Below are 19,005 nucleotides of genomic sequence, written 5' to 3' on the forward strand. Positions count from 1 at the left end.
GCAATTCTCACATCGCGAGTGCATCTCACGTCCGACGACCCCCTCGGGCGTCGGGTGCTCGTGCGGGCGCGGCCGCCGCGTCCGGGCCGGCCAGGCGCGCCATTCAACCCAGCGCGTGCAGAACCGCGAGGCCGGCGGCGCCGCACGCGCCCGCGACGAGCAGGGAGGCGAGGGTGCCGATGATGAACCGCTCGCTCACCGCCGGGTTCTCGCGGATCTCCGGATAGCGGCCGAGGGCCTTGATCGCCACGACCACGGCGGCGAGCTCGAAGCGCCCGGCGAGGATCGCGGCGGTCAGGCCGAGGCGTTCGAGGATCCCGATCCACATGCCGCCGCGCAACACCTCCCGCACCTGCGGGGCGGGGTCGTCGCGTCGGCGCATCACGGGCTGGCGAGCGTCGCCGCTGATCTCGACGGTCGGGGGTTCGGGCACCCGCGCGGAGCGCAGGACGAAAGACGCGATCGGCGATCCGAGCCCGGCGGAGGCGAGGAGGCTGACGGCCACCACGATCGCGACGACGATCCAGTCGGGCCAGGTGCTCATCGGTCGTCCTCCGCGCTCGAGTCGGTGGCCGGGCGGTCACCGCGGGTCGGGCTCTCGCCGGTGGCTGCCGCGTGTGCGCCCGCGAGGAGTCGGTCGAGCGCGGGGTAGGCCGCCCGCTCGTCACGGATCCGCGACGCCCGTAGCGCGCCCGTGACGGAGGCGGGCGTGATGCCCAGCTCGTCGGCGGCCGCGGCCTGCGTGGGGGAGCGGTCGACGGCGTCGACGACCCGCCACTGCGCCTCCGTGCGGCCGAGGACGAGCGGCGCGACCAGGGCCCACACCGCCTCGCAGTCGGCGGCCCACGCCATGGCGGTGGCGGGCCCGTCGAGCACCCCGGGACTGTCGGGGACACGTATCGCCACGGAGCCGGGGAGCCCCTTGGCGGCGTCGACGGCGGAGCGGGCGGCGATATAGGCGTCCCCGCGACCGGCCCGGGTGCCGGAGGAGTAGGACTCGTCGTCGACATCTCCCGCGCCCACGCCGCAGTGCCAGTCACCCGCGCGCAGCGCGATGAGCAGCGCCGAGCGCACCGCGGCGGGGTCGTCGAGCAGGCCCTGAACCTCGTCGCCGGCGGTGCGCTCGAACGCGGCCGCCACCGGAATCTCGTTCAGGGCGTCGAGGAGCGCGGGCACCCGGTCGGCGCTGGTGCGACTGCGGCGCTGGTCGATGGTCACCACGTACATGAGGTGATCGTGCCACATATCACTGACATTAGGTCGAACAGCCTAATTAGGACGGATTAGGCGAAAACGGCTCATCGAGCGGGGTCTTCTGTGTAGCGGTCAGGCGGTGGCGGGGCGGCCGATGTCCGGGCGGGCGTCGCCGAAGGTCTCCTTGCGCTCGCGATCGCGCACCCGCTCGCCCCACGCGTCGAGCCGGGCGCGGCCGAACGGCGTGCGGTAGCGCAGCGTGTTGAGCGCGACGAGATAGGCGTGCGCCCACGGCGGCCGGACGGGCAGGCCGAACTCGCGCATCGACTCACGGCCCAGCAGCATGGTGAGCATGCTCAGCAGTCGCTCGTGGCCGACGCGGGCCCGCAGGCGGGGGAACGGGCCGCTGCGATGCCGCGTGCGCTGCGCCTCCACCAGCGCCTGCGTGAGCTGCGGGCCCGCCTCGGACAACCCGGCCTGCGCCAGGAGGATGTGGTAGTTGATGCGGTGGCGTTCGCTCTCGCGCTCGACGAGGAAGTCGTCGTCGACCCCGAGCAGCCAGCCGACGTAGCGCCACACGTGCATGACGTCGGCCGAGTCCTGCCGACTCACCGGCACGCCGAGCGTCCGCACGCCCAGCAGGACGACGGCGTCGAACAGGCCCAGGGTGGCGGCGAGGTCGCTCTGGTTGATCGGCAGGCCCCAGCGGCCCGTGTCCCAGCGGGGCTCCATGGCGTGGTTGACCACCGCGTGCATCGCCCGCACGTGGCCGGTCAGTCGCCACGCCTCGCCGCCCGGGCGCAGCCCGTCGGGGATCGACAGCGACATGGTCCAGTGGCTGGTCTCGGCCAGGCGGCGCAGGGTCGTGTTGCCGGTCAGCCCACCGGTGGCCACGAGCAGGTCGGTGGGGCCGCCGAAGCGGTAGCCGCCGATGAGCGAGAGCTGCAACAGGATGTCGGCGGCGTTCTGACCCATTCGCAGGTAGACCTTCTGGCCGCGCTCGATCCTGGCCCAGTCGACCCAGTCCGGGGTGTCCTCGAGCCGCGCGATGTACTCGCGCAGGACAGGGGCGGCGTCCTCGGGCAGGCCGGCCGTGCCGGTGGTCAGGGCCTCGTCGAGCTGCCGGCGGCTCACGGCGCCGGGCTCGCCCGAGCGCAAGCGCATCGCGGAGGCCAGCCTGTTGCCGAGCGCGTCGCGTTCGAGGTAGCCGCGGCCGAGGCGGTCCATGAGTTGCTCGTCGACCTCGTCCACGCGCGCGACGGCCTTGAGAGTGCGGCCGATGCGGCGGGAGCGGTCCTCGGCCTCGCGGAAGCGCGTGGGGTACGGCGGGGCCGGTTCGCCGGCCGGCGAACCGGTGGCGGTGGTGGGGCGTTCAGGCGCTGCGGTCATGACACGACTATGACGCGAGTATTTACTCGCATACAATTCGCGTTCATGAGAAGGGTCCCCAAGCAGGCCAGATCCCGCGCGATGGTCGAGCGGATCATCGCCGCGGCTCGCGTCGTGCTCGTGCGCGACGGCTACGAGTCCTTCACCACGAACCGCGTCGCCGACGAGGCCGAGGTGAGCCCGGGATCGTTGTACCAGTACTTCCCCGACAAGTCGGCGCTGGTCACAGAGGTGATGGACCGCTGGTCGGCGGAGATCTCCGACCGGGTGGCCGCCTCGCTCGCGGCCTCCGGCCCGGTCGACGTGCAGGACCCGGCCGCGGTCCGCGGGATCGCCGACGCGCTGCTGTCCGCCCTGGAGGCGGACGCCGGGCTGCTGCGGATCGTGTGGGAGGAGCTGCCCGCCGTGCGCCACCGGGCCGCGCAGCACGCGCTGGAAACGCGCGTCCGCGAGCTGCTGGCCGTGTACCTCTCGGCGGCCGGACTGCGCTCGGCGGATCCGGCGGCGCGGGCGTGGGTGATCGTCATGGCCGTGGAGAACATCGCCGTCCGCTGGGTCCTCGACCGGCCCGCCATCAGCCGCGACGCCCTGCTGGACGAGCTCACCTCGCTCGCCCGCGGGTTCGGGTCCGGGTGAGGGGAACGTCAAGGCCGGCCCGCCGCGAATCGGGGGATACCCTGACGCGCTGCGGAACCGGGCTCCGGCAGTATGGTAGGCGATGCCCACCCTGACCCCCCGCGTCACCGCGAGCCTCGCGGGCCTGCTCGCGACCGTCGTCTTGTCGTCGTCGTGCTCCTACGAGGCCACCCGCGAGGCGCCCATCCCCATCCCCCCGGGCATCCCGCCGGCCGCCGGCGCCCCGGTGCCGTCCATCGACATCAACGCCCCGGGCCGGACGTCCGATCAGCTGCGTGAGTGGGCGGCCGGCCTCAACGAGCCGATGAACATCCCCGTCGCCGCCCTGGCCGCCTACGGCAACGCCGCCGAGACCATGCGTCAGACCCGCCCCGAGTGCAACCTCGCCTGGACGACGCTCGCCGGCATCGGGCACGTGGAGACGCGGCACGGCCGGTACCGCGGGGCGATGTTGAACGACGACGGCTACGCACTGCCCCCGATCATCGGGATCAAGCTCGACGGATCGCCGGGCTTCGCCGACATCCCCGACACCGACGGCGGGCGCTGGGACGGCGACACCGAACACGACCGGGCGGTCGGGCCCATGCAGTTCATTCCCGAGTCGTGGAACAAGTACGGCCGCGACGCCAACGGTGACGGGGTGGCCGACCCCAACCAGATCGACGACGCCGCCGTGGCCGCCGCGCGCCTGCTGTGCGAGACCGGGGGAGACCTCTCGGTGGCCGAGAACTGGCAGCGCGCGGTCCTCGCCTACAACGCCTCCCGCGAGTACGTCATGGACGTGCGCGACGCCGCGGCCGCGTACTCGGTGGGGACGACGGCGCCATAACCGGTGGGCGGCGTTCGGCTGCGGTGGCCGCTTCGGCAGGAGAGCCGGGATTCTGCCGTGGCCGGCCACTCGGCGGCACGCCGCACATCGGAATTCGCATCACCTGCGGGGCCCCATAGGTGGCGCGTGATCCGATGGGTGGCGTGAGGCGCGGCCCGGTTTCTCGCACGCCCACTGCCAGCCGCCCACCGCCGCGGAAGCGTGAACGCCTCCCCGGGAGCGGGGCGAACCAGGGTTCAGGGTCGGCGATAGTCACCTCCGATCACGAACCGCGGGAGCCCCACACCGATGTCAGCACCGACGCGCGCGAGCAGCCCGGGCTCCGAGGCCCCCACCACCGCCAACGGACTGCTGCTCCGCGCGCTCGGCCGCCGCCGGCACCTCTGGGCGCCCGGGCTGGTGCCCATGACGCTGTGGCAGCTGTGCGAGGCGCTGGTGCCCATCGCGATCGGCGTGATCGTGGACGCCGCGATCATCCCGCTCGACCGCTGGGCCATGCTGTGGTCGGTGATCGGGCTGATCGGACTGTTCACCGTGCTCAGCCTGGGGTACCGCTTCGGCGCCCGCATGAGCAACCGCGCACTGCAGGAGGAGGCCCACGACCTACGGGTGGAGGCCACGCGCGTGCCGCTGACCCGCCGCCGCGCGATGGACGGCGCCAGTTCCGGCGACGTGCTCTCGGTGTGCTCGGCCGACGCCGACGTGGCCGCGTTGGTCTTCCGGCAGATCGCCCTGGGCGGGTCCGCAGTGATCGGGATCGTGGGGATCTCCGTCTACCTGCTGTGGACCGACTGGGTGGTGGGGCTCATCGTGCTCATCGGCGTGCCGCTCAGCCTGGTGCTGGTCGCGCTGCCCAGCCGCGCCATCTCCCGCCACAGCACCGCGCAGCAAACCGCGATCGGCATGGCGAGCAGCCGCGCGACCGACATCATGGCCGGCCTGCGCGTGCTCAAGGCCGGCGGCGGCGAGCGCTGGGCCGCCGAGCAGTACCGGACCGCCTCCGAGGACGCGGCCGCCGCGGGCATCGTCACCGCCGAGCGCTCGGGGCGCGTGCAGGGCATCGGCTCGCTCGGCATGGCCGTGGTCCTGGCGCTGGTCCTGCTTGCCGCCGGGTATCGCGTGATCCAGGGCCAGATGGAGATCGGCACGCTCGTCTCCGTGGTGGGCGTGGCCGTGTTCTTCGAGGAACCCGTCCGGATGATCACCCAGATGGTCGCCGTCTTCGCCCGCTCCCACGGCGCCGCGCAGCGCCTGGTCGACCTGCTGCAGTCCGCGCCGATAGACGACTCCGGCTCCGAGGTCCCCGCCGGCGCCGAGTTGCGCGTGCAGGGCCTGGCGCTGCCCGACGGCCGCGCGTTCGACCTGGAGGTGGCCGAGGGCGAGGTGGTCGCGCTTGTCGCCGATCAGCCGGCCGCCGCCGACGCCGTCACGCTGGCGATCGCCGGTCACGGCGCCGGGGCGGACGCCGTGCGCGTCGGTGGTCGCCGCCGCAGCCAGCTCGCCCCCGCGATCGCCGAGCACCTGGTGGCCGCGCCGCACCGCGTGGACCTGATCGTGGGTACCGTCCGCTCGAACATCACCATGAGTCACGACGACGACGAGGAGCCCATCTCCGAGGCGGTCCTGCAGGCCTCGGCGGTCGCGGAGATCCTCGAGAATCTCCCCGACGGCCTGGACCACCCGGTCCAGGAAGGCGGCCGGAACCTGTCCGGGGGCCAGCGACAGCGGATCGCGCTCGCCCGGGCCCTGCACGCCGATCCCGACGTCCTGGTCCTGCACGAGCCGACCAGTGCCGTCGACGCCGTCACCGAGTGGGAGATCGCGCAGGCCGTGCGCCGACTTCGGACGAGTCGGCCGGGCCAGGCCACGCTCATCGTCACCTCGTCGCCGCCGTTCCTCGCCACCGCCGACCGGGTGGTCCACCTGCCCCGCGGCGGCGGCGTGCGCACGGGAAGCCACCTCGAGCTGCGCGAGGCGTCAGCCACCTACCGGACGGCGGTCGACCGATGAGCCGCTCCGAGTCCAGCATCGTCACCTCCACCGACGCTGCCGACACCACCGACGCCGCCCAGGCCGGCGACCCCGATAGGCCCGGCGTCACCGCGGCGCTTCCGCTGGCCAGCGGCCGCGAGTCACTCGCCGTGCTGTGGCCGCTGCTGCGCGACCGCCGCGGCTACCTGCTGCTGGTGGCCGTGGCCGGCCTGGTCGGCGCGGTCGCCGGCCTGGTGGCGCCGTGGGTGATCGGCCGAATGGTCGACGTCCTGCCCGGCAGCCAGGACTACTCCGCCGTGTGGGCGGCCGCGGGCGCGATCGCCGTGGCCGGCGTGGTGGGCGCGGGCTGCACGTGGGCGGGACAGGCGTGGCTCGCCCGTCTCACCGAGCCGACCGTCGCGCGTCTGCGGGAGATGGTCATGGACCGCTCCCTGCGACTGGGCGCCGCTCAGATGGAGACCACCGAGACCGGGGACCTGGTCTCGCGCGTGGCCGAGGACGCCCGCGAGATCAGCCAGGCCGCCACCGCGGTGATCCCGCTGGTGGTGCAGTCGTTGTTCACGGTGATCGTCTCCGGCGTCGGCCTGGCGACGGTCGACTGGCGGCTCGGCCTCGTGGGCCTGGTGGCGCTGCCCATGTACTGGACGACGCTCCGCTGGTACCTGCCCCGGTCGGGCCCGATCTACGCCGCCGAGCGCGCTGCGTTCGGCACCCGCGCCAGCCGGCTGCTCGGCGGGATCACCGGCTCACGGACTCTGCACGCGTACGACGCCCAGGACGCCGAGCTGCGCCGCATCACCGCCGCGTCGGAGGAGGCGCGGGACCTGTCGATCCGGGTGTTCTACTTCGTCACGCGCGCCTTCTCCCGTAACAACCGGGCCGAGGTCACGGTCCTCGGGCTGCTACTGGTCGTGGGCTTTGTCCTCGTGGACGCCGACATCATCACCGCCGGCGCCGTCACGACCGCCGCGCTGCTGTTCCACCGGCTGTTCAACCCGATCGGCGCGCTCGTGGGGATGGTCGACCAGGTGCAGTCGGCGGGCGCCTCGCTCGTGCGGATGGTCGGCGTCATCACCATGCCGTTGCCCGAGCGCACCGCCACTCTCGAGCCCGGCCCGCTCGAGCTGACCGGCGTCTCCCACTCGTACGGCAAGGCCTCCGGCGACGCTTCCTCCGGCGGGGCGTCCTCCGGCGGGGCCGCCCCGGCGCTGATCGACGTGGACCTCACGCTGGCTCCCGGCGAGGTCGTCGCGGTGGTCGGCTAGACCGGCGCCGGCAAGAGCACCCTGGCCCTGGTCGCGGCCGGAACCCTGACGCCGTCGGGCGGCAGCGTCCGCATGGGCGGGGTGCCGTTGGCCGATGTCGATCCCGTGGCGCTGCGCCAGCGCATCACGATGGTCTCGCAGGAGGTGCACTCCTTTGCCGCGACGATCGCCGAGAACGTGCGGGCGCCCCGCCCCGAGGCCCCCGAGTCCGAGGTCCGCGCCGCCCTGCGGACGGTGGGCGCCGACTGGGTGGACGACCTGCCCGACGGCATCCACACCGTCATCGGCGAGGGCGGCCACCCGCTCGATCCCATGCAGTCCCAAATGATCGCCCTGGCCCGCGTCGAGCTGGCCGACCCTGATGTGGTGATCCTCGACGAGGCAACCGCCGAGGCCGGATCCGCGGGGGCTCGCCGCCTCGACGACGCCGCGGCCGCAGTCCTGCGCGAGCGCGCGGGCCTGGTGGTGGCGCACCGGCTGAGCCAGGCCGTGTCCGCCGATCGGATTCTGGTGATGGAGCACGGCCGGGTCGTGGAGTCCGGCACGCACGACGAGCTGCTGCGCGCGGACGGCCGCTACGCCGAGCTGGCGCGGGCGTGGTTCGGGGTGTGAGGGTGCCGCGAGGCGATAACGGCTCTTCCCAGATGGGGGTGTAGGTCGGTCGGGCGCGTCGGTCCGCAGATAGACGTCGAGGTCTCCCGACGATGGAGATTCCTACGCCATCCATCCGAAAGACCTCGACGTGACCGACACAACCCCGCCGGCCGGCTTCGGCCGCCCTGACCTCACCGCCTTCGCGGCTCATCCCAATCGACCCTGATCGGGTCTGCTGACCCCCTCGACGAGAACGCAGCGACATCACAGCCACCCAACCCCGACCGTCCGGGAAGCTGGGGCACGTCACACGGCCTGTGCTGCGGGCGTGTCGAGTGGGTCGTCCAGGGGCGACGCAGGAGCGTCGACGCGACGTGCTGAGAGGTGGTTCCAACCGAGCGCTAGGACACTGGCTACAGGCATGCCGATAGGTCAGGAACGGCGTCGCTCCCTGCGCAGGAGGGAGCGCAGAGTCTCGGCGTTCGCGTAGCCGACCCGTAGCGCGATCTCGGCGGAGGTGAGGTCCGTGGTTGCTGAGAGGTGCCGAGCTCGTTCGATGCGAAGCCGTTGGACGAAGCCGAGCGGAGTGAGGTTGAGCGCCGCACGGACTCGTCGTTCGAGGGTGCGCCGGCTGGTGCCGAGCGACTGCGCGACGAAGGCGACGTTGAACGGTTCGTCCAGGCGGGCGCGCACGAAGCGTTCGAACTCGACGACAATCGGGTCCTCGTGCCGGAGATGTTCGTAGGCGACGAAGGCCGCCTGCGACGGGCGCTCGTCGATGATGAGGAGCTTGGCGACATGTTGGGCCAGGTCGGGGCTGATCGATCGCACGAGTGAGAGCGCGAGGTCGATGTGGGCGAACGCGGCGCCGGCGGTGACGAGGTTCCCGTCGACCACGACCATGGTGTCGAGATCGAGGGCGACGGTCGGATAGCGCTTCAGGAACTCCGGCCCCAGGAACCAGCTGGTCGTCGCCCGCCGATGATGCATCCGTCCGGTCTCGGCGACAGCGAACACGCCGGTGCACGCCGCGGCGATCCGGGTGGTCGCCTCGTCGAGGCGCCCGAGCGAGGCGATGACCGAACGAGCATCTCGGCTCTGGAGGGCGTCGTTGGTAGCGGCGGCCGTGAGGGTTCCAAGCGCAGGGACGACGACCACGTCGAACTCTGCGGACTCCGACAGTGGGTGGTCCACCGACAGGGTCATCGATGCCGTCGTGGTCACTCGCCGTTTCGGTCCGAGGATGGCGAGTTCGATCGGGTCGATCCGCGGGTCGACATCGCGGCGGGCTCCGTCGGCCACCCGCACGATGTCGATGATCGACGCGATAGCCGAACCGAAGCAGCCGTCGATCGCGATCAGTCCGATACGCATGACGTAAACAATAGCAATACTGCCATATACGCCACTTCCCACCGGCCCTCGCTCGTCATACGCTGAACTCGTCCCACGAAGAACCCCGATTTCAAGGAGAGTCCCTCATGTCCACACCCGCATCACTTCCGTATGCCTTCGTCGCCAAGATCGTCGCGGCCGATGGACAGCACGACGCGCTCGCCGATCTGCTCGCCGGCGCTGTCGCACTCGCCAACGAAGAAGCAGGAACGATTGTCTGGTTCGCGGTCAGGACCCACGCCGACACCTTCTGGATCTTCGATGCATTCCCCGACGAGGCCGCTCGCGACGCCCACGCCAACGGCGCCATCGTCGCAGCCCTGATGGACAACCAGCACCTCCTCGGCGCAGCACCCGAGATCCTGCCGGCCGACGTCCTCGCGTCCAAGCTCCCGTAGTCCGCCAACGCACGAGACGATCGCGCCCCGCCGAGCCGTCGCCAGGTCGCGACGCAACGCCATGCTGCGTTGCCGAGCGGTGCGAGGCCTATCGGCACACGGACAGGATGTCCGAGCGTTCAGCCGGCGAGGGCTCTCTCAGAGGAGCCGAGCCTTGTTGTACTTCGGAGTGCGCGCGGCGACCAGCACGCCCACGCATCGTGGGTGACGGCGATGGCCCCAGAACCGGCCCGCTCGTCGCCGGAGGAGCCGCCAGCGCCGCCCCGAGCAGCTACGTGCCAGCGAGAGAAACTTGTCCTAGCTGAGCTCGTCCGCCAGCCGCGCGGCGGGGATCCAGTCGATACCGAAGACCCGGGCCACCTCGGAGAACGTCGACGCATCCGCGTCGGTGCTGGTCGCCGACGCGATGAGGCGGGACAGCATGACCGTGCCGGCTCGTTCCTCGATCGTCCCCGCCGCCGCCAGGAGTGACCAGGAACAGACCTGGTGGTTCCGGTGCGCGCGGCCCATCGTCTGCTCGGCCAGGAGACCGCTGTAGCGGGCCTGATGGAAGAAGCCCCGGCGCGGGGTGTCGGTCGCGAACGATCCGTCGGCGAACTGCTCGCCCGCCTGCAGGTTGATCGCGGTGGGCGTGTTGAACACCACCACCGGCGCCTCGCCCCGCTGGAAGCGCATCCGCTCGGCCTCGGCCTCCGGATTGGAGCCGTAGATCCGCGCCACCGGGATGCCGTCCGCCTCGAGCATCTCGGCCACGGGGTGCGCGGCCGTGGACACCATCTCGGTGGCGATGAGCACCTGGTAGCCGCGGGCGAGTTCGGCCTTGGCCGCGGCCACAGTGTGCTCAACGCGAATCATCGACGCCTTCTGACGCAGCCGCACCAGGGCGGCCAGTCCGCGGGCGACGTTGTTGCCCGTCCGGGCCAGCTGCATCTCGCGCTGGAAGTCGCCCCATTCCAGTTCGTAGGCCCGCCACTGGTCCGGGGTCAGCTCCACCAGGTCCACGTCGAAGGGCGGCGGCCCCCACGGGGCGGACCGGGTGAGCATCAGCGGCGGATCGTGCCGCAGCAGGATGTCGCGCACGTCGCTGATGGCGGCCTGCTGCGTCTGCAGCGACTCCTTGGCCTCCGCGCTCCACGTCCACTTGCCGTAGGAGGGTTCCAGGGGCACGCCCCGGTCGGCCAGCGCTCGACCGAAGTCCATCCACTGGGCCGGTGGATCTCCGTGTACCTGGGCGTACAGCGACGACATGTAGCCCCATTCGCCCGGGTGATGCCCCGGCGTGGCGGTGATCGTCAGGACGAACGGGGCATTCTCGTGCGGTCCGTCCATGCGAGTCAGTCGCCGCATGTAGCTGGTCCGTTTGCTGTCGAAACGGAATTGGTGGGCCTCGTCGACTACCGCGACGTCGACTTTCAGCCGCGGGCGCCCGTTCCGGGCCATCAGTTTGCCGAGGCTGTCGGAGGACATGATGATCCAACGCAGGCCGTCGTCACCCAGGGCGGCGATGGTGCGGCGCCATGACGGGATGGTGATGCGGGCTGGCCGGTCCACCGTCACGAGGATGGTGCGGGCGCCGCGCATCGACGCGATGGCCTTCGCTGCGGCCACCGCCACCAGCGTCTTGCCGGTGCCCACATCGTTCGCCAGATGAACCTGCCGGAACCCGCGCTCGGCGGCTGTGGAGATCGCGTCCACGTCGGCGCGTTGCTCCGGGCGCAGCGTCATCGGTGCGGCGGTCGCACCTGGGGCCGTGCTGCCGTTGAGCTCGTCCTCCCGCCACCGCAGGTAGGAGAACGGCTTGCTGGCGTAGGGCTCCAGCGCCGCGGGCAGCGCCGTGCCGACGTACGCGTGCGCCGTGAGCGACTTGTAGTAGGTGACCCCGGCTGGCATCCCGGCGCCCAGCCCTCCCCACGGGAGCTCCAGCAGCCATACCCGCTGCCCGGGCGGGATCGCCGGAACCGCCGTCGCCGCGCTGGACTTCTTGGCCGACGTCGCCCGCGTGGAGCTCGCGCTTTTCGCCGTCGCCGCCCTCGTGGATCTCGTCTTGCGCCTGGTGGAGGTCTTACGTGGGGACCGGGTCGCCATCAGATCTCTGCCCTGGTGCGGGCGGGGACGACGACGGGTGAGTCCACGGTGATCTCCTGGGTAATCCTGGCGGGGCCTGGCTCACTCTAGGGGTCGACTACGTCGCCGTCGGTGCCCGAGCCTCCAACCGCACGGCGCGCACCGCGGCCTCCGGGTCGTCGACCTGCAACCGCACCACGGACACCTCCCGCAACGTGGGCGCCCGCCACCCGAAGTCCGGGACCGACGCCGCGACGGACTGCGAGAGCGTGAGGCTGAGGTTCGTCCCGTCCGGCCCGGGCAACACGAGCGCGCCACCGCAGTCGTCGTCACCGGTGATCTCGGCGTTGGTGGGGGAGAGCCGCCGCTCCTGCCGCACGTCCGCCACCGCGTCGAGTGGTATGCGCGCGCAGACGTGCGGCCCACTGCGCAGGGTCAGCACGCCCCCGCCGAGGATGTGCGGCCGCACGATCCGCCCGGCCAGCCACCCCAGCACCATGAGGAGCCCGTAGATCCCGAGCAGGTCCAGGACTAACCGGACCACGGGCCACGGGACCAGCAGATGGACGGCCACGAGCTCGATGGTCGCCGCGACGGAGAGCGCGATCGGCTTGCCGAGCGTGCCGCGCGCGTAGCCGATCGGCACCGCGCCGGCGGGGACGTCGGGACGCAGGGTCACCCAGCGCGCGAGCGATGCGATGGTGCGGGCCTCGGCCGCGCCAAGGCGTAGGTAGGGGTCGTCGGCGGCCAGGGCACGCAGGGCGTCGCGTCGGGTCTCGGTGCGTGCGCGGTGCGCGCGGTATCGGCGGACGTAGCCGGTGACGGCGAGCGCGCCGATCGGGACCTCCACGATGAGGAAGAGGGCGAGAGCGGCGGCAGGCCCGATCGTGCCGGTCGCCAGGAGTACGGCGTCGGTGGCGACGACGACGAGGGCGATCAGCGGAATCAGTCTGCTGTTAATAGCTCGACTCCCAGGGCGCTGAACGTGCGGCGCAGCACCTCGCGCTGTGCCGGGTCGGGGAGGAGCTGCTCGAGCGTGGGTCCGGTGATCGAGTCGTCGAAGTCGGACGAGGCGCCGGTGATGATCGAGCGGATGGTCGGGTCGGCGATCAGACTCTCAACGAACCGGGCGATCTCCGGCTCGACGTCGTTCGGACGTCGGCCGGACGTCGGCCCTCGATGCGGTGAAAGCCAGCGAGGAGGTCGAGGTACCTGTGGCGCCGATCGCCGTTAGTCGCGAGGGCGGCATACGCGGTGGCGAGTTCGTCGGGAAGCTCGCCGCGGAGGGCTGCGAGGTCGAGCATGTCGCGCTCGAGGTCGACGAGGGCTTCGAGGTCGGGATCGTCGCTCGCTTCGGACCGACACAGGTCGAGGGCGCGGGCGACGGGTTCGGGCAGGAGGCCCGGGGGCAACCCGGCGGCCGCGCGCTGTGCGATGGCGTCCAGGCGATCGCGTTGGCGGGTGAGGGCGGTGATCCTCTCGTCGATGCCGTCGCGAATCGCGGCGAGGTCTGTCGCGGGGTCGCCGACCTGAGGTTCGAGGAGGGCTGCGATCTCCTTGAGCGGTACGCCGGAGTCGGACAAGAAGGCGATCCGTGCGATGCGGGCGAGGTCGGCGACGTCGTATTCGCGGTACCCGCCGGCGGTCCTGGCGGGCTCTGCGATCACTCCGAGCCGGTGGTAGTGCCGGATGCTGCGTGCGCTGACGCCGACGATCTGGGCGACCTGACCGATTCTCATGCCTCGATCATCAACCTTGACACTGTGACAAGGTCAAGGGTGGCAGGCTATGGGTTCCGTTTCCCAGCGCGATCGAACTTGACTTCCGATCCCGTGCTCAATTCGCGAACGCCTAGGCACGAACCGAAATCGTCCGCTCGACCCCTGACCCGGAAGGAGCACGCCCTAGACACTTGAGGTATTGCTTCGATGACGTGGGGCATCGCGGATGTGTAATTGGAGATTACCCGGGCGGCCATCCTCGATCCCGAGCCCTTCGGCTCGGAATGGCCGATCCAGTGAATTCCGAGAGTGTCGAGGGTTCGCCACTCATCGGTCCTGCGAAGTTGTGCGACGTCTCGGGTAATCAGAGCAGTGGCGTTGACCTTTGCGAGACCGTAGAAGACATCCACGTCGTCCATGTCAATGAGGCCAAGCTCGCGGACGTGAAACCACTCATGCTCCGGGAAGAGCAGTCTGAGTGGTTCGACTAGAAGTGCGATCTCGTTCTCGTCAACGACGAACTTCACGCTGCGCCCTGCCGCTCAGGGTGTAGGTGCCGAGCGAAGTCGACGGCATCGAGTGCGCTTTCCAATGAGACCGTCGGGTAGAAGTCGGCAATTCGCTCAGGAGCGACCTCCCCAGACTCGAGCAGCCGAGCGATCGAGTCGAAAGTAACGCGAGTCCCCTCAGCCGTAGGGACGCCGCCCATTCGGCCTTCGCGCACTTCAAGGTGAGGCCGTGGTCTCCTGAAATCAACGACCTTGTCCCCGCGGAAGTTGGTGAAGGGTGCCATTACGTCGTCCAACGAGACGAGGACGGTCTGGGTTCGATCCCGCACCAAGTCTGTGACTATGTGGCCTTCGTCGTCTGAATCCTCGACCAAACGTATCGAATCCTCGTGTGCCACGAGGGTGTACTTCGACGGATGGTCGGTCAACTCCAGTTCCGACATCGTGTCGAATGCGCGACGAATCTTCTGGAGGGATACCTTGCTACGAAGCTTGGCCATCGTCCGCAACGCAAGTAGGTCTCTGAACGAGTAAAGGCGGCGTCGGCCGTCTTCGATCTCCGGGACCAGCAGACCCTTGCGAGCCCAGTTCGCCAGCTGCGCTTCGGTTGCGCCGGTCAGATATGAGGCAAGTGCCTTGTCAAAGGCCATCACACCTCACCCCTGCCAGTAGACGATCTCCTTGTTACTAGTGTGTCATCCAGCCACGACATCCGGTGAGCAACGCGCCGCTGCTCTTGCCGCGTCAGTGGGCAGATCTTGCCCCTTGTGTGAGGCGAACGCTGCGTTGGCAACGTGGGTAGATGACGAGCAGTGAAGCGTGGGTCGACGTCCACGTTGTCGCCCCCGGCGCCGCCTCGGCACGCCGCGGAGAGGCTCGTGGAACAATGGGCCCCGGACTGCGCCCACCTCCTAGCGGCGCCGGCCACGCACCCGAACCCACGAACTTCCCCCAAGGAGCACAGATGGCGCTTATCGAGCAGGTCGGAGCCCGGGAGATCCTCGATTCGCGAGGCAACCCCACCGTCGAGGTGGAGGTGCTTCTGGACGACGGCTCGTTCGGCCGCGCTGCCGTGCCCTCCGGCGCGTCGACCGGCGCCCATGAGGCCGTCGAGCTGCGTGACTCCGACGAGCGATACCTGGGCAAGGGCGTCACCAAGGCCGTCGAGGCCGTCCTCGACGTGCTGGCCCCCGCGGTGATCGGCATCCCGGCCGAGGACCAGCGCCTCGTGGACGAGGCCCTGCTCGACGCGGACGGCACTCCCAACAAGTCGACCGTCGGCGCCAACGCCGTCCTTGGTGTCTCGCTGGCCGTGGCCCGCGCCGCCGCCGAGTCCTCGGGCCTCGAGCTGTACCGCTTCATCGGTGGCTCCAACGCGCACGTCCTGCCCGTGCCCATGATGAACATCCTTAACGGTGGCGCCCACGCCGACTCGGGCGTCGACGTGCAGGAGTTCATGATCGCCCCCATCGGCGCCCCGACCTTCCGCGAGGCCCTGCGCATGGGCACCGAGGTCTACCACCACCTCAAGACCGTCATCAAGGACCGCGGCCTGTCCACCGGCCTGGGTGACGAGGGCGGGTTCGCCCCCTCCGTCGAGTCCACGACGGCCGCGCTGGACCTTATTGTCGAGGCCATCGGCAAGGCCGGCTACGAGTTGGGCACCGACGTCGCCCTGGCGCTGGACGTGGCCGCCACCGAGTTCTTCAAGGACGGCAAGTACCACTTCGAGGGCAAGCAGCTCTCCGCCGCCGAGATGGCCGACGTCTACGCCGAGCTGGTCAACAAGTACGCGCTCGTCTCGATCGAGGACCCGCTCGACGAGGACGACTGGGACGGCTGGAAGACCCTCACCGACATGATCGGCGACAAGGTCCAGCTGGTGGGCGACGACCTCTTCGTCACCAACCCGCAGCGCCTGGCCGACGGCATCGAGAAGGGCCTGGCCAACGCCCTGCTGGTCAAGGTCAACCAGATCGGCACCCTCACCGAGACCCTGGACGCCGTGGACCTGGCCCACCGCAACCGCTACGCCTCGATGATGTCGCACCGCTCGGGCGAGACCGAGGACACGACCATCGCCGACCTCGCCGTGGCCTGCAACTGCGGCCAGATCAAGACCGGCGCCCCGGCCCGCTCGGAGCGCGTGGCCAAGTACAACCAGTTGCTGCGCATCGAGGAGATGCTCGGCGACGCCGCCCGCTACGCCGGCGCCGGCGCGTTCCCGCGTTACAAGGCCTGAGTAGTCGAGAGGAGGGCTCATGGCCCGCCCACCGCGCCCCTCGGACCGTCGGGGCGACGCACGCGATCGCGCGTCGTCCCGGCGGCCCGGTGAGGCGTCGGGTGCCATCCGGCGCCGGGCGACCGGGGCGGGCCGTGGGACCACCGGCGGCCGCGGCACCGGAGTCGACGCCCGCGGCGCCGGCGGCCGCGGTGCAGGCGATGACGGCGCCGTAGGAGCCGGGACCGACCAACCCGGCGACGGCACTCGCCGGCACCCGCCCCGCCGGCGGACGCCGAGCCGCGAACGCGACCGGCCCGTCCCGGCGTCCGCCCGCTCGGGCAGGGTCGGCACCACCGCGCATCCGGAGGCCCACCGTCTCACCACGCGCACAGACCTGTCCGACACCCTGTTGGGCCCGCGGAACTACACACCGCGGCGGATCGGACTCCTCGCCGTCGTCGCCATAATCCTCCTGGTCACGGTCTCGTTCCCGTTGCGCAACCACTACCAGTTCCTGCGCGACGAGAAGGCCGTGGCGCAGGAACGGGCCGCGATCGAGGCGACGATCGCCGAGCTCGAGGCCGAGCAGGAGTTGCTGTCCGACCCGGCGTACATCGAGCAGCAGGCCCGCATCCGCTTCGGCGCCGTGAAGCCGGGGGAGACGCCGTACCGGGTGTCCATGGTGGATCCGGTGGAGCAGGCGGCGGCGGAGCAGCGGGCGGCGGAGATCGCGGCGCTGCCGTGGCAGACGCGGGTGTGGCGGTCGATCTCCGAGCCGACCGACCCGATCATGCCGGAGGGCTCGGCGCTGCTCGAGGGCACCTCGATCCCCGGCGGTCCCGACACCCCGCCCGTACCGGTGGTCCCCGACGGCGTGCCCGGCGGTGACGACCCCGCCGCCCCCATCCCGGGCGGCGTGCAGGAACAACCACAGGAGAACCCCTAGCGTGAGCGCCGAACAGAGCGTGTCCAGCGAAGATCTCGACGCGATCGCGGCCCAGCTGGGCCGGCAGCCGCGTGGGGTGCTGGAGGTGTCCTACCGCAGCCCCGACGGGCGGCCCGGGGTGGTCAAGACCGCGCCGCGGCTGGAGGACGGCACCCCGTTCCCCACGCTGTACTACCTCACCGATCCGCGGCTCACCGCCGAGGCGAGCCGTCAGGAATCCGCGGGGATCATGAGGGGTATGACGACGAGGCTGGGCGCCGAGCCCGACCTGGCCGCGAATTATCGCGAGGCGCACGAGCGGTATCTGGCCAAGCGGAACGCGATCGAGGACCTGGGCACGGACTTCAGCGGCGGCGGCATGCCCGAGCGCGTCAAGTGCCTGCACGTATTGATGGCGTACGCGCTGGCCGAGGGGCCGGGCGTGGTGTGGCTGGGCGACGAGTCCGTGGCGCTGGCCTGCGAGGCCGGGCTGCGCGGCACCGCCCTGCCTTCCGAGTGGCCCACTCCCGAGGAGTTGGGGATCCCCGACTACCTCGCCATGGACGAGCAGTGACCGCTGCTGTGCGCGTCGGCGCGATCGACTGCGGCACCAACTCCATCCGTCTGCTCGTCGCCGAGGGAGTGCCCGGCGAAGTTGGCCTGACCGACGTGGTGCGCGAGATGCGGATCATACGCCTGGGCGAGGGCGTCGACGCGACCGGGCGACTGTCCGAGGGGGCGATCTCCCGCTGCCGCACGGCCCTCACCGACTACGTGGCCACGATAGCCGAGCTCGGCGTGCAATCGGTGCGCATGGTGGCCACCTCCGCCACCCGCGACGCGACCAACAAGGACGAGTTCTTCGGCATGACCGCCGAGGTGCTGGGGGCCCACTTCCCGGGCGCTGTTGCCGAGGTGATCTCCGGGCAGACCGAGGCCGAGCTGACCTTTGCCGGCGGTGTCTCGGATCTGCGGCCGGAGGATGGCCCGTTCGTGGTGACCGACCTCGGCGGCGGGTCCACGGAGATCGTTGTGGGCGAGCTCGTCGGCGGCGAGGTGCGGTTGCTGGGGGCCCGCAGCCTGGACATCGGGTGCGTGCGGGTCACCGAGCGGGTGCTGCACTCGGACCCGCCCAAGGCCGATGAGGTCGCCGAGGCCCGCGCGGTGATCGCCGCGGCGTTGGCCGAGGCAGGCGATGTCCCGGTGGGCCGCGCCGCCCGGTGGGTGGGCGTGGCCGGCACCTTCACCACGCTGAGCGCGCTGGCGCAGAACCTGGGGGAGTACGACCCGGAGCGGATCCACGGCAGCGTCATCTCGCTGGATCGGATGCGCAAGGTGTGCGACCGCCTAGTGGCCTCGTCCGTGACCGAGCGGCGCAGTCTGGGGCCGATGCACCCGGGCCGCGCGGATGTGATCGGCGGGGGAGCGATCGTCGTGCAGGCGTTGTGTGATGTGATGGCAGAACGCGCGGGGCTGTCCGAGCTCACGGTGAGTGAGAAGGACATCCTGGACGGCATCGCGATGTCGGTGCTGACCCGCCTGGCCGGCTAGCTCGGCCCGGCGCTACTCGCGCCACTCGGTCCCGCTCCGGCGGGGTCGGCACGCCCCCATAGCCCAATTGGCAGAGGCAGACGGCTTAAAACCGTTTCAGTGTCGGTTCGAGTCCGACTGGGGGCACTTGGTTGTTCTTACACGTGAGCGCTAATCCAAAGGCGGGTAGGGGAATCATCGACACTGAGCCGTGGCTAGCACGAACTCCTGACCCGTCCGCCGAACGGTTATGTGAGTCGTACGCCGAAGCGGTCTGGACCTACTCAAACCCATATCGCCCTCACAAGCGGATTGTAGGTATATCCTTCTCGGGGGT

The 19,005-nt window shown here is 70.7% G+C and carries 17 protein-coding genes, 1 tRNA gene and 1 pseudogene; 10 read left to right on the top strand and 9 right to left on the bottom strand.

The features are described 5' to 3' along the window. Positions 1–103: 103 nt before the first annotated feature. From DPA01S_RS02860 to DPA01S_RS02870, 3 genes are all read right to left on the bottom strand, one after another. Positions 104–544 carry a hypothetical protein gene (locus DPA01S_RS02860; RefSeq protein ID WP_061229837.1) on the bottom strand — a complete coding sequence of 147 codons (441 nt, stop codon included), beginning with the start codon at positions 542–544 and terminating at the stop codon, positions 104–106. Next, positions 541–1,245, bottom strand: a complete 705-nt coding sequence (locus DPA01S_RS02865) for a hypothetical protein (protein WP_232302974.1) — start codon at positions 1,243–1,245, stop codon at positions 541–543. Before DPA01S_RS02865 ends, DPA01S_RS02860 begins: the two co-directional genes overlap by 4 nt. A gap of 81 nt (positions 1,246–1,326) precedes the next feature. Beyond that, complete coding sequence (locus tag DPA01S_RS02870; RefSeq protein ID WP_061913890.1) at positions 1,327–2,583, bottom strand: oxygenase MpaB family protein; 1,257 nt, start codon at positions 2,581–2,583, stop codon at positions 1,327–1,329. 45 nt (positions 2,584–2,628) lie between these two features. Here DPA01S_RS02870 and DPA01S_RS02875 point away from each other — a divergent pair, with 45 nt between their 5' ends. The 4 genes and pseudogenes from DPA01S_RS02875 (at position 2,629) to DPA01S_RS02890 (ending at position 7,920) form a co-directional block, all read left to right on the top strand. Beyond that, entirely contained in the window at positions 2,629–3,219 is a 591-nt protein-coding gene (locus DPA01S_RS02875) for a TetR/AcrR family transcriptional regulator (RefSeq protein WP_232302975.1), read from the top strand. Between the two features lie 82 nt (positions 3,220–3,301). Next, entirely contained in the window at positions 3,302–4,051 is a 750-nt protein-coding gene (locus DPA01S_RS02880) for a lytic transglycosylase domain-containing protein (protein ID WP_061913894.1), read from the top strand. Between the two features lie 288 nt (positions 4,052–4,339). Beyond that, positions 4,340–6,061, top strand: coding sequence for an ABC transporter ATP-binding protein (locus tag DPA01S_RS02885; RefSeq protein ID WP_061913896.1), 1,722 nt, complete (start codon positions 4,340–4,342; stop codon positions 6,059–6,061). After that, positions 6,058–7,920: pseudogene (locus DPA01S_RS02890) on the top strand (ABC transporter ATP-binding protein). The gene DPA01S_RS02885 and the pseudogene DPA01S_RS02890 overlap by 4 nt, the downstream one beginning before the upstream one ends. Positions 7,921–8,334: 414 nt before the next feature. Here DPA01S_RS02890 and DPA01S_RS02895 read toward each other — a convergent pair. Next, a complete protein-coding gene (locus DPA01S_RS02895) occupies positions 8,335–9,276 on the bottom strand; it encodes a GlxA family transcriptional regulator (RefSeq protein WP_061913898.1) in 942 nt (313 codons plus the stop codon). A 107-nt stretch (positions 9,277–9,383) separates the two neighbouring features. Here DPA01S_RS02895 and DPA01S_RS02900 point away from each other — a divergent pair, with 107 nt between their 5' ends. Further along, a complete protein-coding gene (locus DPA01S_RS02900) occupies positions 9,384–9,695 on the top strand; it encodes a putative quinol monooxygenase (protein WP_061229831.1) in 312 nt (103 codons plus the stop codon). Positions 9,696–9,992: 297 nt separating this feature from the next. On the opposite strand, the gene DPA01S_RS02905 is transcribed toward DPA01S_RS02900, so the two are convergent. The 5 genes from DPA01S_RS02905 to DPA01S_RS02925 all read right to left on the bottom strand — a co-directional run bounded on the left by DPA01S_RS02905 (position 9,993) and on the right by DPA01S_RS02925 (position 14,639). Then, the gene (locus DPA01S_RS02905) at positions 9,993–11,585 is read right to left on the bottom strand and encodes a DEAD/DEAH box helicase family protein (protein WP_232302977.1); all 1,593 of its coding nucleotides are present in this window, start codon (positions 11,583–11,585) and stop codon (positions 9,993–9,995) included. A 292-nt stretch (positions 11,586–11,877) separates the two neighbouring features. Beyond that, a complete protein-coding gene (locus DPA01S_RS02910; RefSeq protein ID WP_061913902.1) occupies positions 11,878–12,609 on the bottom strand; it encodes a hypothetical protein in 732 nt (243 codons plus the stop codon). A gap of 259 nt (positions 12,610–12,868) precedes the next feature. After that, complete coding sequence (locus DPA01S_RS02915; protein WP_061913904.1) at positions 12,869–13,498, bottom strand: MerR family transcriptional regulator; 630 nt, start codon at positions 13,496–13,498, stop codon at positions 12,869–12,871. 47 nt (positions 13,499–13,545) lie between these two features. Continuing rightward, positions 13,546–14,007 carry a hypothetical protein gene (locus DPA01S_RS16690; RefSeq protein ID WP_153038649.1) on the bottom strand — a complete coding sequence of 154 codons (462 nt, stop codon included), beginning with the start codon at positions 14,005–14,007 and terminating at the stop codon, positions 13,546–13,548. Continuing rightward, entirely contained in the window at positions 14,004–14,639 is a 636-nt protein-coding gene (locus DPA01S_RS02925; RefSeq protein ID WP_061913908.1) for a DUF433 domain-containing protein, read from the bottom strand. The genes DPA01S_RS16690 and DPA01S_RS02925 overlap by 4 nt, the downstream gene beginning before the upstream one ends. Before the next feature lie 314 nt (positions 14,640–14,953). On the opposite strand from DPA01S_RS02925, the gene eno reads away from it, so the two are divergent. The 5 genes from eno to DPA01S_RS02950 all read left to right on the top strand — a co-directional run bounded on the left by eno (position 14,954) and on the right by DPA01S_RS02950 (position 18,815). Further along, a complete protein-coding gene (gene eno / locus DPA01S_RS02930) occupies positions 14,954–16,231 on the top strand; it encodes a phosphopyruvate hydratase (protein WP_061913910.1) in 1,278 nt (425 codons plus the stop codon). 19 nt (positions 16,232–16,250) lie between these two features. Next, the gene (locus DPA01S_RS02935) at positions 16,251–17,159 is read left to right on the top strand and encodes an FtsB family cell division protein (RefSeq protein WP_061913912.1); all 909 of its coding nucleotides are present in this window, start codon (positions 16,251–16,253) and stop codon (positions 17,157–17,159) included. A gap of 1 nt (position 17,160) precedes the next feature. Continuing rightward, positions 17,161–17,712, top strand: a complete 552-nt coding sequence (locus DPA01S_RS02940) for a DUF501 domain-containing protein (protein WP_061913914.1) — start codon at positions 17,161–17,163, stop codon at positions 17,710–17,712. Further along, on the top strand, positions 17,709–18,689 hold the full coding sequence (locus tag DPA01S_RS02945) for a Ppx/GppA phosphatase family protein (RefSeq protein WP_061913917.1): 981 nt from the start codon (positions 17,709–17,711) through the stop codon (positions 18,687–18,689). Before DPA01S_RS02940 ends, DPA01S_RS02945 begins: the two co-directional genes overlap by 4 nt. Before the next feature lie 52 nt (positions 18,690–18,741). Further along, positions 18,742–18,815 (top strand) — tRNA-Leu (locus DPA01S_RS02950). Positions 18,816–19,005: the final 190 nt, after the last annotated feature.

It is taken from the genome of Dietzia papillomatosis NBRC 105045, assembly GCF_001570845.1.
In the GTDB taxonomy this organism is placed as follows: domain Bacteria; phylum Actinomycetota; class Actinomycetes; order Mycobacteriales; family Mycobacteriaceae; genus Dietzia; species Dietzia cinnamea.

Coding starts and splice junctions, on each gene's coding strand:
- DPA01S_RS02860 (WP_061229837.1), bottom strand. CDS start 544: ATGAGCACCTGGCCCGACTGGATCGTCGTCGCGATCGTGGTGGCCGTC.
- DPA01S_RS02865 (WP_232302974.1), bottom strand. CDS start 1,245: ATGTGGCACGATCACCTCATGTACGTGGTGACCATCGACCAGCGCCGC.
- DPA01S_RS02870 (WP_061913890.1), bottom strand. CDS start 2,583: ATGACCGCAGCGCCTGAACGCCCCACCACCGCCACCGGTTCGCCGGCC.
- DPA01S_RS02875 (WP_232302975.1), top strand. CDS start 2,629: ATGAGAAGGGTCCCCAAGCAGGCCAGATCCCGCGCGATGGTCGAGCGG.
- DPA01S_RS02880 (WP_061913894.1), top strand. CDS start 3,302: ATGCCCACCCTGACCCCCCGCGTCACCGCGAGCCTCGCGGGCCTGCTC.
- DPA01S_RS02885 (WP_061913896.1), top strand. CDS start 4,340: ATGTCAGCACCGACGCGCGCGAGCAGCCCGGGCTCCGAGGCCCCCACC.
- DPA01S_RS02895 (WP_061913898.1), bottom strand. CDS start 9,276: ATGCGTATCGGACTGATCGCGATCGACGGCTGCTTCGGTTCGGCTATC.
- DPA01S_RS02900 (WP_061229831.1), top strand. CDS start 9,384: ATGTCCACACCCGCATCACTTCCGTATGCCTTCGTCGCCAAGATCGTC.
- DPA01S_RS02905 (WP_232302977.1), bottom strand. CDS start 11,585: ATGCCAGCCGGGGTCACCTACTACAAGTCGCTCACGGCGCACGCGTAC.
- DPA01S_RS02915 (WP_061913904.1), bottom strand. CDS start 13,498: ATGAGAATCGGTCAGGTCGCCCAGATCGTCGGCGTCAGCGCACGCAGC.
- DPA01S_RS02925 (WP_061913908.1), bottom strand. CDS start 14,639: ATGGCCTTTGACAAGGCACTTGCCTCATATCTGACCGGCGCAACCGAA.
- eno (WP_061913910.1), top strand. CDS start 14,954: ATGGCGCTTATCGAGCAGGTCGGAGCCCGGGAGATCCTCGATTCGCGA.
- DPA01S_RS02935 (WP_061913912.1), top strand. CDS start 16,251: ATGGCCCGCCCACCGCGCCCCTCGGACCGTCGGGGCGACGCACGCGAT.